Source organism: Micromonospora sp. WMMD1102, from assembly GCF_029626265.1.
Lineage (GTDB): Bacteria > Actinomycetota > Actinomycetes > Mycobacteriales > Micromonosporaceae > Plantactinospora.
The window spans coordinates 5,553,296-5,568,564 of record NZ_JARUBN010000001.1; the positions used below are offsets into that span (position 1 = coordinate 5,553,296).

The window sequence follows — 15,269 nt, forward strand, 5'->3', positions numbered from 1 at the left end:
TTCCACGGTGCGACTCCCGGAAAGGTTGCCTCTGGTCCCCTGCGATCCGCGTGTGATCCACCGACGATCCGCCAGCGGTCCGGCCACGGGCGGGCGGCGGGCGAGAAGCGGGTGGGCGAGCGGCGGGCGGCGGCTCAGGTCGAGAGCTGCCGCGCCTCAGTCAGGGTGGTCGGCTCGCCGTGGCTGTCGACGTACCACTGGTAGTCGTCGTCGAGCAGGCCACGCAGCATCACCAGGTCGGGGCCGTCGTCGGGACCGCGCAGGTGGGCCGGCGGCGGATAGAAGCAGTCGCCGAGCAGGGCGACGCGTGCGTCCGGGACGAGCACGACCGTGGAGTCGGGGGCGTGCGCGCCGCCGACGTGCCGCAGCCGTACGCCGGTCGGCAGGGTCAACTCGTCGGTGAAGGTCACCGTCGGCGGAAGGATCGTGAAGTCGGTCCAGTCGTCCATGGCCAGCGCCCGGGCCCGGAAGCTCGGGCCGAGTCGCGGGTTCTCGCGTACCTGGTCACGCAGGTAGCGGTGGCTCCACGGCCGGGCCGCCTCCCGGCGGAGCAGCTCCCGCCCGGCGACGTGCCCGACGATCTCCACGTCCGGCCAGGCGCACGCGCCCCACACGTGGTCCCAGTGGTGGTGGGTGTAGACGAGCCAGCGGGCCGGGGGCAGCCCGGCGGCCCGGATCGCCGCCTGGACCGCCCGGGCGTGTGTCGGACTGTGCCCGGCGTCGACGACGACGCTGCCCCGCTCGTCCGCGACGACCGCCACCGCCGCCTGTACGTTCGCCGGGTCCGGGTCGCCGGGTGAGAGCCAGACCCGGCCGCTGAGCTGCCGGACGACGATGCCGTCGATGGTGACCTGACCTCCGCGGGCGGGTCCGGGGCGGACCGGGTGGGTTGGCACACACCCTATCCGCGCCGCCGGGGTCCCGGAGATACGGTACGGCGGCGGACCAGGGAAGGGGACGACGGTGATCACCCGTACCGACGTACAGGACGCGGCGACCCGGATCGCCGGGCATGTCCGGACCACCCCGGCGGCCCGGGTGGAGCCCGACCTCGCCGGGCCGGCCGGAGCGCTCTGGCTGAAGCTGGAGTTCCTGCAACACTCGGGCTCGTTCAAGGCGCGGGGCGCGTTCAACCGGATGCTGGCCGCCGCCGAGCGCGGCGAACTGCCGCCCGCCGGGGTGGTCACCGCGTCCGGTGGCAACGCCGGTGCCGCCGTGGCGTACGCGGCCAGGTCGCTCGGCGTGCCGGCCGAGGTGTACGTGCCGACCGCCGCCCCCGCCGTCAAGGTCGACAAGCTGCGCCAGCTCGGCGCCACCGTGGCCCGGCACGGCACCGAGTACGCCGAGGCGTACGACGCGGCGGTGAAGCGGGCCGCCGACACCGGGGCGCTGTTCTGCCACGCCTACGACCAGCCGGAGATCTGCGCCGGTCAGGGCACCCTGGGGCTGGAACTGCTCGCCCAGGCCGGTGACCTGGACACCGTGCTGGTCGCGGTCGGCGGCGGCGGGCTGATGGCCGGGGTGGCCACCGCGCTGGATGGCCGGGCCGGGGTGGTGGCGGTCGAGCCGGAGGGCGCCTCGGCGCTGCACGCCGCACTGGCCGCCGGCGGGCCGGTGGACGTACCGGTCGCCGGGGTGGCCGCCGACTCGCTCGGCGCCCGCCGGGTCGGCTCGATCGCCTACCAGGTGGCGGTCCGGGCCGGGGTGCGCAGCGTGCTGGTCACCGACGCGCAGATCGTCGAGGCGCGGAGACTGCTCTGGAGCCACTACCGGGTCGCCGTCGAGCACGGCACCGCCGCCGCGCTGGCCGCGCTGACCGCCGGGGCGTACCGACCGGTCGCCGGTGAGCGGCTGGCCGTACTGCTCTGCGGTGCGAACACCGACCCCGCCGACCTGGCCGGCTGACCACTGCCGGCTGACCACTGCCGGCCGGCCACCGCCGCCGGCCTCTGCCGGCTGGCCGCTGCGGGCCGGCACCCGGCGCTGGCCCGGCCGCTGGGGCCGGCTGACGGTCGGGAGGTCAGCGCACCACCCGCAGGGCGGCGCGGCGGCGGGTGTGTCGGCCCGGCCAGTCCGCCTCCGGACCGAGCAGGGCGGCGAGGGTGGCCGCGTCCCGCTGTGCCTGGCCCGCGCAGCAGTTGTTGAGCAGGATGTGCAGCTCGTCGGTCTCGTCGGCCAGCCCACGTAGCCGCTTCGCCCAGTCCGCCAGCTCGTCGTCGCCGTACGCGTAGCGGAACCGGGACTCCTTGTCACCGGTGGTCCACTCCGGACTGCGTCCGTGGAAGCGCATCACCGCCGGTTCGGCGGTGGCGAGCAGCAGCGGTGGGACAGACGACTCGTGTCCCTGCGGCATGTCGACACTGACCATGCTGAGGTCGTGCCGGGCGAGGAAGCCGACGGTGTCCGGCCCGTTGTCGCCGTCGAACCAGGAGGCGTTGCGCAGCTCGACCGCGACCCGCCAGGGCCGGCAGCGCTCGACGGTGTCGAGGATCCGCTGCTTGGCCCGCTCGCCGTGCACCAGCCATGGTGGGAACTGGAAGAGCAGTACCCCCAGCTTGCCGGCTCCGGCGATCGGCTCGACGGCCTCCCGGAACCGCTGCCACAGCTTGTCGTAGGTCGGCTCCGGAAGGTCGCGGCGGCGTACCCGACCCGAGTCCCGGCCGTCCGGCCGCAGGTCGCGGGGTAGCGCGGACACCTCTGCCCCGTGCCCGGTGAACAGGCCGAACGCCTTGACGTTGAAGGTGAAGTCCAGCGGGGTACGGTCCACCCAGGCCGAGGTGACCTCCGGTGCCGGTACGGCGTAGTAGGTGGTGTCCACTTCGACCAGGCCGAACCGCTCGGCGTAGTAGGCCAGTCGCCCGGCCGGGGTGTTGACCGACCTGGGATACCAGCCGGACGCGAGCAGCGACCGGTCGGCCCAGGAGGAGGTGCCCACCTTCACTTCGCCCATGTCGACAGTCTCTCCCCACCGCCCATGGTGGTCGAAACCTGTCCAGGCGGGACAGCCGGGAAGCTACCCGATCGTGGCGCGGGGTTCCCGACCGTCGGGGTCTCCTGACCTCGGTCTCGGCGGCGCGGCGACCTCGGCCTCGGGGGGGGGCGCGGCGACCTCGGCCGGCCTTCCGTAACCGTCGAAGGTGATATCGGCGTCGAAGAGCGTCCGCCGGGTCGAGGAGCGCACCGAGCCTGCCGTGACCACCCGTCCGCCGGGTCGAAGTCCCGACGGGGCAGAGCCGGGCCAGGTCGCGCAGCCACCACCGGGCGCGGCTGACCAGGCAGCCGACCCTGGCGTTATCGAGACCGACAGTTCCGACAAATCATATGCTGGGACGGTGACGACCAGCGGCTCCGACGGCCACCGCCGCGCACACACCGGTCGGCGCCGTAACGAGGAGGCCCGGCAGGCAATCCTCGACGCGGCACTCCGGCTGCTCACCACCCGGCACGACGGCGGGCTGACCGTCGACCTCATCGCGACCGAGGCCGGGGTCGGCAAGCAGACGATCTACCGCTGGTGGCAGTCGAAGGGCACGGTGCTGCTGGAGGCGCTGACCGACTGGAGCGACTCGCTGGTGCCGGTGCCGGACACCGGATCACTCCGAGAAGATTTCTGCAACTACCTCGCGCACACGTTCCGAAGGGCGGGCGAGCCGGCGACGGCGGCCGTGCTGCGTACCCTCGCCGCCGAGGCGGCCCGAGATCCGAGTACCGCCGAGGTGTTCCGGCAGTTCACCCGGAGCCGCCGGGACGCCCTGCACACCATCGTCCGGCGAGGCCGGGAGCGTGGCGAACTCGGGTCGGAACTGGATCTCGAACTTGTGGTCGACCAGGCGTACGGGTTGTTCTGGTACCGCTTCCTGCTCGGACACGGGCCGTTGAACCAGGAGACCGCCGACCGGCTGACCGACGCACTGATCCACTGACCCGACCTGCTGACCGACGCACTGATCCACTGACCCGACCCGACCGACCGCAACTCAGCAACCACCTTGCGTGACGGCACGCCTGACGCCTCGTCCGGCCGCTCACCGACGTGTCATGCTGGCCCGTCGGGAGTTCCGGCCGCCGCGCTCAGCCGGAAGCCCGTTGTCCGACCCGAGCAGGAAGGCCGGCAGCCGAGCCGATGAGTTCCGAACACGCGCACAGCCACCTGCCCCGCCCCGCCCCGGCCAGCCGCGCCGCACGCCGGTTGAGTCTGGCTCTGCTGATTCCGGCGGCGCTGCTCACCCTGGTGTCGATGGTGCTGCTGTGGCCCCGGGACGCGCCGACGCCGACAACCGAGGGCGACGGGCCGATCCGGGTACTCGGCACGGTGGTCGCGGTCGAATCGGTGCCCTGCCCCGCCCCGCCCGCCGGGGAGGAACGGCCGGCCGGTGCCCCGACCGACTGCGGGACCGTCACGGTGGACCTGACCGAGGGCGTCGGGGCCGGGCAGCGGGTCAGCACCGACGTGCCGTCCGGGCCGGGCGCGGTCCGGGTGGCCCCCGGGGACGACGTGGCGCTGCTCTACCTCCAGGAGAGCCCGGAGCGGCAGTACTCGATCATCGACCACCAGCGGTCGACCCAGTTGTGGCTGCTCGGGGCGGTCTTCGCGCTCGCGGTCCTCGCCTTCGGCCGGTGGCGCGGCCTGAGCGCCCTGGCCGGTCTCGGGGTCACCTTCGCGGTGTTGCTGATGTTCATCGTGCCGGCCATCCTCGACGGGCGGTCGCCGCTGCTGGTCGCCATCGTCGGCGCGGCGGCGATCATGCTCACCGTGCTCTACCTGACGCACGGGTTCAGCATGACCACCACGGTCGCGGTGGCCGGCACCCTGGTCAGCCTGACCATCACCGCGGCGCTCTCCGCGGTCGCCACCGCCGCCGCGCACCTCTCCGGGATCGCCGACGAGACCTCGAACTACCTATCCATCACCCAGGGCGAGGTGAACATGCGCGGCCTGCTGCTGGCCGGCATCGTGATCGGTTCCCTCGGAGTACTCGACGACGTCACAGTCACCCAGTCGGCCACGGTCAGCGAACTCGCCCTGGCCAACCCCGGGTACGGCTTCCGCCGGCTCTACTCGGCCGCCACCCGGATCGGCCGGGCACACATCGCATCGGTGATCAACACGATCGTGCTGGCGTACGCCGGTGCCTCCCTGCCACTGATGCTGCTCTTCGCCGCCGACACCGCAACCCCGGTCGGCGAGCTGCTCACCAGTCAACTGATCGCCCAGGAACTGGTCCGCAGCGCCGTCGGCACCATCGGGCTGATCGCCGCCGTACCGATCACCACCGCACTGGCGGCCCTGCTCGCCGCCAGGGGTGGCCCCGGGGCGGAGGCGGGTGCGGTACCACCGACCCGGGCCACGCCCGCACCCGGCGCGACACCGGTCCCTGGCGCTGTTCCGGCTCCGGCGGACCGGCGTGACCTGGCCGGAGCGGAGATCGCGACCGGAGCGGAGGCGGGGCGGCCAGCGCCAGCGACCGCATCGACAGCGGCCGGCGCAGCTCTGGCAGCGCCAGCGGCCGGGCCGACACCAGGCGGCGCGGCGCCGGAGGCCGACCCGTGGATGGCCTTCGTCGACCGTCATCCGGACGAAAAGCGGTAACTGGCGGACCGGCCAGCGCCACCTCGTCGTTCGGCACGAACAACTCGGTGATCGGGCTGGCCACCAGCCGACGCTCGACCCGGCCAGCCCGGCGTACGGCTGGATCGACCACGGCATGGTGATGCGCTCGCGCGACACCGACAGCTTCCACGCCATCGACCCCGACGTAATCGTCGACGCCGACGGGCAGCCCTGGCTCGCCTTCGGTTCGTTCTGGAACGGTCTGCGGATCCGACGGCTGGACCGGGGCACCGGCCTACCGGCGGACGGGACGCTGCACCAGATCGCCTCACGCGGCGGCGCCTCGATCGAGAATCCGTCGATCGTCCACCGGGGCGGGTACTACTACCTCTTCGCCAGCCTCGACTACTGCTGCCGGGGCGTCGACGCCGAATACCGGACCGTGGTCGGCCGCTCGGCCAGCCGGCAGCGCCTGGTTCCGCCTGGTCAACCAGGCCAGCGGCGGCACGGTGGGGGTACCGGACTGCGGGTACGAGGGTGCCGACGTCCGGATCACCGAGCCGCCGACGAGTACCTGCCAGCAGTGGCGGCCGGAGTACCACGGCGACGGGTACGTCAGCCTGCTGAACCGGTCGAGCAACAAGGTCGCCGAGATCGCCGGCTGCGTGAACGCCGACGGCGCCGGGTGGCCCTCTGGGGTTGGCTGGCCAACGACTGCCAGCGGTTCCGGCTGCTGCCGGCCGTGGACGGCGTGCCACCGCAGGCCGTGGACGGCGTGCCACCGCAGGCCGTGGACGGCGTGCCACCGCAGGCCGTGGACGGCTCGTCCAGGGTGAGCGTGCCGGCCGGCATCGAGGCAGCGGGCGGCTGGTCGCGGATCGAGAACCGGCTGGCCGGGCGGGTGCTGGAGGCGGCCGGCTGCGGCGGGACAGGCGCGCCGGTGCAGGCGTACACCTGGTTGGACAATGCTTGCCAGCGGTTCCGCCTCGAATCGGTCGGCGACGTGCTGATCGCGGACGCGACGGGGCAGCGGGTCTGGGGCGTACCCGGATGTGCCCGGTGGGCACGCGACCGGCGACGGGGTCGGGCGGTCCGGTCGTCGCGGACCGGCCCCGGGCCGGAGACTGCCAGCTCTGGCGATTCGTCCAGATCCGGGACGGGTACTTCCGGATCGTCAACCTGGGCGCGGACCGGCCGTTGACCGCCTCCGCCGGCCCGGACGGCGCGGCACGCCTCGGCCTCAATCCGCGAGATGGCGCCGGGCCGGCGGCGCTGTGGCGGATCGAGGCGGTCGACGGCGAGCGCTACCGGCTGGTCAACGCCGACGGCACCGTCGCCGCCCTGCCCGGCGACCCGGACCGGGTATTTCTGCTCGCCCCGTGAACCCTGCCGGTCTCGGTGCCGGATGATGGGCAGCGGCACCATCGGGCCGGACTTCGGCCAGTACGCCGGAGGGCACGGCCGTCCGGCGTGGCCCGAGGAGGAGAAGGAGAAGACGTGGGCAACACCGAGACCGTCGACAACTCGCGCGGCGCCGGAGTGGCGCCGGGCAAGCTTCCCGAGCGGCCCTGCCCGGTCGGCCGGACCGGTGACCGGGCGGCGACGTGACGGCGATGCTCCGGGTGAAGGAGTTCGACCATCTCGTACTCACCGTGCAGGACGTGGAACGCTCGCTCGCGTTCTACTGCGGCACCCTCGGCCTGGCGCCGGTCCGGGTCGACGAGTGGCGGGCCGGCAAGGTCCCGTTCCCGTCGGCGCGGATCACCCGGGAAACCATCATCGACCTGGTACGCGGCGAGCGGGGCGGCTCGAACGTGGACCACATCTGCCTCGTCGTGGAGCCACTCGACTGGACCGACGTGATCGAGTCGGGGGTCTTCACCGTCCTGGAGGGTCCGGTCGACCGCTTCGGTGCGCGCGGCGACGCGGTCTCGATCTACGTCGCCGACCCGGACGGCAACACTGTCGAGCTGCGCTGGTATCCACAGGACCGCGCGGAATAGCACGCATGGCGCGAGACGTCGTTGCGGCGGGTGGGTCACGATGATCGACACATCGAGCGATATCGTTGGATGTGTCGACTGCGTGACCGGCGACGCGCCGGACGCTCCCACCTGCACCGAGGCGGCGATGTGATGGCCAACCTGCTCGACCGGATCGACCGGGCCACGTCCGGCCTCTGCCCCTGCGGTGCCGCCCCCGCAGCCGGCTCGGCGTACTGCTCGGACGACTGCCGCCCCAGCCACCTCGGCGGCGACACGGACACCCGGGAGACCGGTCACCTGGCCACGCCGATGCGCTGGCGCCCCGACCTGGTGACCGCCACCGATGATCACGACCTGGTCGTCTCGGGCGGACCGACCTGGTACGAGGGCCCCTACCGCGCCCAGATCTTCCAGCGGGCCGGCCGGCCCGGCAGCTGGCACCTGCGGCTCGACGACGGCCACCGCTACGTCGGCCGTGACCTTGAAGCCGCCGGGCGCGGCAACGACGAGCCGGCCACCGATCGCGGCAACGACGAGCCGGCCACCGATCGCGGCGACGACGAACTGGGCACCGTCGAGCACGGCAACGACGAACTGGGCGCGGGCGAGCACGGCGACGACGAGCCGGGCGCAGCGCCGGAGCAGCTGGTCGGACGGATTCGGCAGCTCTGGCGACGGCTGGAACGCGAACTGACCGATCCCCGGCGCACCATGCCGTACCCCGGCCCGTGGCAGCCGACCGCGCCCACCGGCGGCGGTCCGTCTCCGACTGCCGGGATCGCCGGACCGGCCCGACTCGCCAGCAGGCCGGGTCAGGAGTGGCGGCGACTGTGCCGGCGATGTGAGCGGCACGGCGTACCGCTGGAGGGGCGGCGCGACGGCGAAGCCTGCCAGCTCTGCGCGCACTGCCGGACGCCGTACCCGGGACCGGTGCTGGTCCCGACTCTTCAGTCGCACGGCCGGCACACCGTACTCAAGCTGAGCTACTTCGCCAACGGCGAGTACTTCACCCGCAGCGCCTTCGTGCCGGGCCGGGACATGATGGCGGCCGAGGACCCGGCGCAGCTGCTCCAGTCCGCGTGGGACCGACTGGAGGACTTCCTGCTGGATCGGATGCCCCGCTCGGCGTCCCGGTCGGACGATCCGACCGCTGGCTGACGGGGCCGGTCGCGGGTTGGGTCGTTCGCGGGGCAGGTGGACCACGAAGCCGCATCCGGCGTGTGAGCAGGGCAGAAGCCGTTGTCCATGGTGCTGATCCCCGGCAGCGGGGCGACAGCCCGCGGTTCGTGCCGGTGCTGGCCGGGATCCGGGTTCCGCGTCTGGGTGCCGGCAGGCCGCGTACCCGTCCGGATCGGGTTTGGCCGACAAGGCCTATTCGTCTCGGGCCAATCGTGAACACCTGCGTCGGCGGGGATCCAGGCGACGATCCCGATCAAGGAGGATCAGGCGGCCAACCGGTGGAAGAAGGGGTCGAAGGGCGGCCGGCCCCCGACATTCGACCCCGAGGTCTACAAGCAGCGTCACGCGGTGGAGTGCGGCATCAACCGGCTCAAACGCCACCGCGCCATGGCCACCGGTACGAAAAACTCGCCGTCCGCTGCCAAGCCACCCGCCGCATGGCGATCAACGAGTGGCTACGACACATCTAAACCGTAGCGCCGGGATGCCGTAGGCTCCTGCGATGGCCGTCGGCCGATGGATACTGCTGGTCTTGATGGTGCTGGTCGGTCCGCTGCTGTGGTGGGCGGGCGTGGCCGGCACCGTGTCCGCCACCCATGCCGCTCTTCCGCCCGGCGACGCGACCCTCCCGTACTTCGTATCCAACTACCGCAGCGTCGGGCTGACCATGGCGGGCCTCTTCGCATTCCTCAATCTGCTGCTGCTCACGGTCCTGCTGCCGACGGATCGGCAGCTGCGCGAGGGACGGACCGGCACTCTCGTCCGCGCGGTCATCACGGCGTTCCTCGTCACCGGCCTGGCCTGGTTCGAATACCGGTTCAATCCCGTAACCTGTAACTGGAGCGGCGACCCGGACGCCTGGAGCCTGGTCAAGGACCATCTCATGGTCTGGAATCCGGCGGTCGGGACCCTCTGGATCGTCCTCAACGCGGCGGCCGCCACCTTGATCATCGTGCGGGTCATGGTGACCGCCTGGTCGGTCAGGTGATCCTCTGTCCCCCCAACCGCTGGCGGTCGCAGACCGCGCGGGGGCTCACCACTTCTGAAACACGCCCACAGAGCTTGAATGTCAGGTTGTGTCGGGTTCGATCGTTCGGTAGATCAGTCGGGACCGCTGCCCGGGCCGGTAACAGGTCAGCCCAGCGATCGATACCCGACCCGAGCCCTTGCCCGACACCGGAACCACCGGGGTGCGGCCGCGCCGTCCCCAGGTCCGGGCCTTCGGTGGGCGCAACGTCTGACCAGCCTCGTCCTCGAAGACCAGCCACGCCCGCCGCCGCGCCGCTACCGTTTTCCCGCCGGCCACGTCTCCTCGCGCCAGGTGGTGATCGCGGCCTCGTCCCGCTCGACCGCACGACGCCGGGGACCCGCACCGACCAGCCAACCGGTACATGATGTTCGCCGTGCACGCAGCGTGTACCGGATACGGAACATCCGGGCGATCAGGTCCGACACCCAAGCCAGGGTCCACCGCTGATCATCACCGAACCCGTGCGCCGCCGGCCCCTCGTCCAAGACGTCAGCGCAGCCGCCGCAGCCGACCCTCATCCAGACGACACCGAGACCCACCCGGCCCCTTCGACGCCGAAGCCTGCTCACCACCAGCCCGCCACCGCTTGCGCCACCCGTACGGCGTTCGTCGCCGACTACCTCGCCGACCCGGCACTGCGCCGCGAGATCCACGAAGGGGTTACAGGTCGTCGACCAATGGAACTCGGCGAACGTGGCCATCGACTACGGCCGCGCCGCCGCCGCGACACCCGGATCCGGCTCGCCGCCTCCGGCGACGAGCCAGCCGTGACCCACCTGCTGAACCTGGCCGACGGCATGGGCCTGACCCGCCGTCGAGCGATTCATCGCCGAGGGCACCGTGGCCGCCACCCTGCTGACCGGGCTGCGCACGGCACGTCGGAAATGCTGCGCGAGCGCCTGGACCGCACCATCGCTGCGACGAACATGAGGCCCTACAGGAGTAGGCAATGCCGCCCGTTCTTATTCTTCACCATCTCGGCTGGTGAAGTGCGCGATAGTCGCTCACCAGGTTGTGGCGTCTGGATGCGCTGGTTGCCGCCGCATAATCCCGGCCCTTGATAGGCCGACCGGATTGGAGTGGAACTCCAGCACGCCGATACGGTCGCTGCAAACCGCGCGCTCGCTAGCCATCGAATTGATCACCGCGACAAGCAGCGACGTTCTGTCACTCGCCTGACGCAGCGAAATGCCGTCGATCGTCAATGCGAGGTAACCCGCTTCCGCGAGGCGCCGCGCATTTTGACGAAGCAAGCTCCCGTCGCTGTCAGCATCGGTAATCACCATGACGGTGAGTGGTGTACCTGCAGATCCAGGCGGTACCCAAAGTTCTCCAGAGATCCAGGTTCCATCTGCCGAGAACTCCACTCGCCGGGACGTGACCATTGTTTACTCCATTCGCTTGTCGTGATTAACTGCATCGATTAATGCCATTTGTGTCAACTGACGCAATCAGGACAAAAGATTGCGGCATAAAACCGTTACGCCTGCGGATCCCGATACTCCACAGCGGCTACGCACCCGCACCGCCACCACTCGAACGCCACCGCGGGCACCTCAACCCCTGCTTAAGCCCTTAAGCCCGAGGAGCCATCAACGCCTGGACAAGCCCGCGAGAGCCACCGGGGCACAAGTTGATCTTGAGAGTCGGCCATCGGAGGAGACGGCAGGCCCTCGACGGGTTTGGCCACGCTTCAGCGCGCAGCGGAACCTGTAACGCCTCGGCGGTGATTCAGAGTTCGGCGAATCGCCGGATCCTGAGCGAACCGAAGATGATCAGCAGCAACGCCGCCCCGGCGAGGCAGAGCGTCCACCAGGATCCGTCGAGCATGATCCATACATCGGGAAACGGACCGGATTCGAACACAGTGGCGGTCCAGAAGTCACCGACCGCGATGTGGACACCCCGGGGTTTGTCGCCCGAAGAGAGCCAGGCGCTGGCAGAGCCAACCTCGGCGAACACCAGACTGGCCACCACGATCGACAGACGCGGGTCAAGCAACGTGCCCGCGAGTCCCGCGACCAGCGCCACCACGAGGGCGGCCTGCTCGTAGTCGTACAGGTAGACGGGTCCGTCCGGCAGGTACGGGACGCTCTTCAACGCGAGCACCGCCGGCACCGCGAGCAGCCACGAAACCGGCCGCTCCCGCCGCTCGGGTCGAAGCCGGAAGACCAAGAGGGCGAGCAGGGCCACTGCGATCAGGAGAGGCCATGACACCTCCCCTGCCCATAGCCCAACGGCCAGCCACACGCAGGCGGAGGCGAGGGCGGCGATCCACCGGCCGCCCAGCACGGCGACGAGGCTGACCGTCGCCAGGACGAGCATGACAAGCCCGCCACGAACAGACAGGTGGTCCGACGCCAGATAGATCACGTCGGCGCTCAAGGAGTACGCGAGCAGCAGGACGACTGCGAAGTGCAGGCCGTCGATCCAGGTCTCTCGGGGCGTGCGCCGCATACTGTGGTCAAGTCGCGCGCGGACCCCCTCGATGATCAGGATCGCCGTTTCCCGGAAGCTCGGCCAGCGCTGTCCGGGCCGGGCGTCGTCCATCAGGGTGCCGAGAATCTCGTCACCCAAGCGGGACCGGTCGGCCCGGGGGTAGGCGTAGAGCGCGAGGCGGTATCCCCGGACAAGGCTGTCGCTCACGCGAAACTCACCGCACCGGCGGCGAACACGCGACGCCGAACCGCCGGGTGGGTCACCATCTTCGCGGCGGCCGCAAGCCGCTCCGCCTCGGCCCGTACCGCATCGTGCCCCTGCGGCGTCAGCCCGTAATAGCGCCGCGAGCGCCCGTTGACGACCTCCTCGTCGACGACCTCGATGAGCGCGGCATTGGTAAGCCGGTCAAGCATCGCATACAGGGTGCCGGCGGCAAGCCGAACCGTGGCGTCGGACAGTGCGTCGACACGCTTGATGATCACGTAGCCATGCAGTGGACCGTCCAGAAGCGCGGCCAGGACGAAGTAACTCGGGGCGCTCAACGGCGCCCGCCGATTGGTCATGCCGGAACTATATACGTGTTGGGCGTATATCGGCAACAGGGTTCCGCGCGCTAGCCGGTGTTTCAGAGGTGGGTTGGCTGGTCGTGGCCTGTGGGCGTGTCGGTGATCGATAAGCAGTGAGGTCTCCGGTAGATGGTTCATCGACGAAGAAGACCATCAGTCCGGAGACCTCGTGGCCACCATGACGGTGACGAGGCGGCACGACCTGACCGACGTGCAGTGGGCGGCGGGCTGACCACGAAACCGCACCTGGCGTGTGAGCAGGGCCAGAAGCCGCTGTCGATGGTGGTGACGGCCGGGCAGCGGCGACGGGCTGACGAGCACCTTGCCGAGCTGGCGGCAACTGTTCGGGGCCTCATCGACTGACTCGCATCGCCTCTGCCACTACTGGCCGCCCGGTGGCAGCGACACTTGTCGGATCCGCATGTTCGGCCTCGACAAGCGGCCTGGCGGTCCCGACGGTACGACTTGCTTGTTCCACAGCTTCGTCGGTTGAACGTCTGATGCCGCTGTCTGCGAGCCTCGCCTCGGCGCAGCCCAGCCGGCGAAGCCCTCAGCCCGGGCGCTCAACATAAGTTTCCATTAGGTCTGGTTCAAGAAACCCGCATTTCCGCCTGCTGGGTTTGGCCCGGGAACGGACCGGTCCATACGGTGTGCGTGCGGCGTACGGGCTGACCCGCGTGGCACCGACCTCGACTCGTAGGCGTCGTCGAGGTCGCAGCCACCGAAGACGGTCGTTCGTCACGGCAGCCGGAACCCCCACCGGTCCGAGCCGCAGCGCACAGACTTCAGGAGGTTCATACACATGCGACGGTCGCACCGCGGTCGCTCCTCCACCGACAACGGCCAGCGCCGCCGCCTCCTCGCCGTGGCTGCCGCCCTCGCTGTTTTCGGTGGTCTGGTCGGTGTCACCCAGATATCCAACGCGGAGAGCCAGCAGGCCGCCCCCGGCTGCGAGCCCACCTCGTCGCCGCCGTCGGCCGGTGCCGCGGAACGGCCCGGCACGGGCGGTGACGGTGACGCCGCCAGCCCCGGCGCGACGGAGACGGCCACCCCGCCCGGGTCCGACGAGGAGTGCGCGGAACAGGAGGGCGGCACGCGGCCGCCCGCGACGGCAACCGCCACCCCCGGCGGCAACCCGCCGGCCGGCGGTGGCCTGGACGCGCTCGGCAACGACTGCAAGGGCAGCGACCTTCAGGCGCACACCGGTTTCCAGGACGGCGGCAGGTGCGTCCCGACCGCATTCGGTGAGGTGGGCTCCGCCGAGCAGAATCCGACACTGCTGATCAGCGAGGCTCCGCGGCGGGTTCGGGAGGGGCAGCCGTTCCGGCTGGTCGTGAGTACCCGCAACCTGGTCCGGGACCGGTTCCTGCCCGCCGCCCGGGGCGGCTACTACCTGGAGTCCTCGCTGCTCAACGAGGACGGCCTGGTCCGGGGGCACTTCCACACCGCGTGCCGGATGCTGACCAGCACCAGCGAGGCGGCCGACCCGGCTCCGGTGCCGGCGTTCTTCGTCGCGACCGAGGACGGCAAGGGCGGCGAGGACCCCGACTCCGTGATCGTCGAGGTGCCGGGGCTGCCCGCCGGTCTTGCGCAGTGCTCGTCGTGGGCCGGCGACGGTTCGCACCGGATCCCGATGATGGTCCGGGCCAACCAGATCCCGGCGCTCGACTCGGTCCGCATCCTGGTCCAGCCGGCGCCTCAGGAGCAGCCACCGGCGGAGGAGCCGGGCAACGAGCAACCGCCGGCCGAGGAACCCGGCAACGAGCAGCCACCGGCCGAGCAGCCCGGCAACGAGCAGCCACCGGCCGGCGAGCCGGGTGACCAGGGGCCGGCCGGCGGCAACCCCGGCGGTGGCCAGCCGCCGGCCGAGCAGCCCGGCAACGAGCAACCGCCGGCCGGCAACCCCGGCGGCCAGCAGCCACCGGCCGAGCAGCCCGGTGACGACGCCCCAGGTCAGCAGCCGGGCCGGGACGACCAGTCCGACAACGACCAGGCGCCGACCGGACAGAAGCCGACCCCGCAGAAGCCGGCGGGCGACGCGGCCCGGCCGACCACCCCGGCCACCGAGCCGGTGGCCGAGGAGTCGCCGGAGGGCGGGACCAACGTCGCCCAGGCTCCGCCGGGCGGCGGCAACGCCGAGACGGCGGGTGGCGGTGGCGGGCTGGCGCTGACCGGTGCGAACACGATCGCCTTCCTCGGCGTCGGTGTCGCGCTGCTGATCGCCGGTGCGGCCTTCCTCTTCCTGAGCCGGCGGCGCCGGACGGTACGCCGCTGACCCGCCCGCGCGGGTAGGGATCGAACACGGCAGGTGCGGCCTCTGATCGGGGGCCGCACCTGCCGTTCGTCGTCACTGCGCCGACCGACAGGTTCTGGCCGGACAAGCGATTATCGAGGGCGTAGCTGTGGTTCTGGCCGCTCGGGTTCGGCCGGTTCGCCGGGGTCCAGGGCGCTCGCGGACCCATGTTCGGCTCGGCGGCCCGGCTGGGACGCTCCGACCACGGCAACCCGGTCGTCGACGA

General features: G+C 71.3%; 15 protein-coding genes. 9 read left to right on the forward strand and 6 right to left on the reverse strand.

The genetic code is table 11. The annotated features are described in order from the left end of the window. Positions 1 to 134 precede the first annotated feature (134 nt). Positions 135 to 896 (reverse strand): MBL fold metallo-hydrolase, encoded by a 762-nt coding sequence (locus tag O7626_RS24835; protein ID WP_278063513.1) that lies wholly within the window; start codon positions 894 to 896, stop codon positions 135 to 137. A gap of 67 nt (positions 897 to 963) precedes the next feature. Between O7626_RS24835 and O7626_RS24840 the strand changes: the two genes are divergently transcribed. Beyond that, on the forward strand, positions 964 to 1,905 hold the full coding sequence (locus O7626_RS24840; RefSeq protein WP_278063514.1) for a threonine/serine dehydratase: 942 nt from the start codon (positions 964 to 966) through the stop codon (positions 1,903 to 1,905). A gap of 115 nt (positions 1,906 to 2,020) precedes the next feature. Here O7626_RS24840 and O7626_RS24845 read toward each other — a convergent pair whose 3' ends face one another. Further along, on the reverse strand, positions 2,021 to 2,950 hold the full coding sequence (locus O7626_RS24845; protein ID WP_278063515.1) for a DUF72 domain-containing protein: 930 nt from the start codon (positions 2,948 to 2,950) through the stop codon (positions 2,021 to 2,023). A 382-nt stretch (positions 2,951 to 3,332) separates the two neighbouring features. Between O7626_RS24845 and O7626_RS24850 the strand changes: the two genes are divergently transcribed. The 7 genes from O7626_RS24850 (at position 3,333) to O7626_RS24880 (ending at position 9,703) form a co-directional block, all read left to right on the forward strand. Next, complete coding sequence (locus O7626_RS24850; RefSeq protein WP_278063516.1) at positions 3,333 to 3,923, forward strand: TetR/AcrR family transcriptional regulator; 591 nt, start codon at positions 3,333 to 3,335, stop codon at positions 3,921 to 3,923. 200 nt (positions 3,924 to 4,123) lie between these two features. After that, positions 4,124 to 5,590 (forward strand): YibE/F family protein, encoded by a 1,467-nt coding sequence (locus O7626_RS24855; protein ID WP_278063517.1) that lies wholly within the window; start codon positions 4,124 to 4,126, stop codon positions 5,588 to 5,590. Then, entirely contained in the window at positions 5,571 to 6,752 is a 1,182-nt protein-coding gene (locus O7626_RS24860; protein WP_278066300.1) for a family 43 glycosylhydrolase, read from the forward strand. The genes O7626_RS24855 and O7626_RS24860 overlap by 20 nt, the downstream gene beginning before the upstream one ends. Beyond that, positions 6,731 to 6,934, forward strand: a complete 204-nt coding sequence (locus tag O7626_RS24865; protein ID WP_278066301.1) for a hypothetical protein — start codon at positions 6,731 to 6,733, stop codon at positions 6,932 to 6,934. The genes O7626_RS24860 and O7626_RS24865 overlap by 22 nt, the downstream gene beginning before the upstream one ends. Before the next feature lie 230 nt (positions 6,935 to 7,164). Then, positions 7,165 to 7,554 (forward strand): VOC family protein, encoded by a 390-nt coding sequence (locus O7626_RS24870; RefSeq protein WP_278063518.1) that lies wholly within the window; start codon positions 7,165 to 7,167, stop codon positions 7,552 to 7,554. Positions 7,555 to 7,686: 132 nt separating this feature from the next. Next, positions 7,687 to 8,694 (forward strand): hypothetical protein, encoded by a 1,008-nt coding sequence (locus O7626_RS24875; protein WP_278063519.1) that lies wholly within the window; start codon positions 7,687 to 7,689, stop codon positions 8,692 to 8,694. A 523-nt stretch (positions 8,695 to 9,217) separates the two neighbouring features. Beyond that, on the forward strand, positions 9,218 to 9,703 hold the full coding sequence (locus O7626_RS24880) for a hypothetical protein (protein WP_278063520.1): 486 nt from the start codon (positions 9,218 to 9,220) through the stop codon (positions 9,701 to 9,703). A 296-nt stretch (positions 9,704 to 9,999) separates the two neighbouring features. Here O7626_RS24880 and O7626_RS24885 read toward each other — a convergent pair whose 3' ends face one another. From O7626_RS24885 to O7626_RS24900, 4 genes are all read right to left on the reverse strand, one after another. Then, positions 10,000 to 10,170 carry a hypothetical protein gene (locus tag O7626_RS24885; protein WP_278063521.1) on the reverse strand — a complete coding sequence of 57 codons (171 nt, stop codon included), beginning with the start codon at positions 10,168 to 10,170 and terminating at the stop codon, positions 10,000 to 10,002. A gap of 579 nt (positions 10,171 to 10,749) precedes the next feature. Next, complete coding sequence (locus O7626_RS24890) at positions 10,750 to 11,031, reverse strand: hypothetical protein (RefSeq protein ID WP_278063522.1); 282 nt, start codon at positions 11,029 to 11,031, stop codon at positions 10,750 to 10,752. Positions 11,032 to 11,476: 445 nt separating this feature from the next. After that, the gene (locus tag O7626_RS24895; RefSeq protein ID WP_278063523.1) at positions 11,477 to 12,391 is read right to left on the reverse strand and encodes a hypothetical protein; all 915 of its coding nucleotides are present in this window, start codon (positions 12,389 to 12,391) and stop codon (positions 11,477 to 11,479) included. After that, entirely contained in the window at positions 12,388 to 12,747 is a 360-nt protein-coding gene (locus O7626_RS24900) for a PadR family transcriptional regulator (RefSeq protein ID WP_278063524.1), read from the reverse strand. The genes O7626_RS24895 and O7626_RS24900 overlap by 4 nt, the downstream gene beginning before the upstream one ends. A gap of 805 nt (positions 12,748 to 13,552) precedes the next feature. On the opposite strand from O7626_RS24900, the gene O7626_RS24905 reads away from it, so the two are divergent. Next, positions 13,553 to 15,025 carry an LPXTG cell wall anchor domain-containing protein gene (locus O7626_RS24905; protein ID WP_278063525.1) on the forward strand — a complete coding sequence of 491 codons (1,473 nt, stop codon included), beginning with the start codon at positions 13,553 to 13,555 and terminating at the stop codon, positions 15,023 to 15,025. Positions 15,026 to 15,269 lie beyond the last annotated feature (244 nt).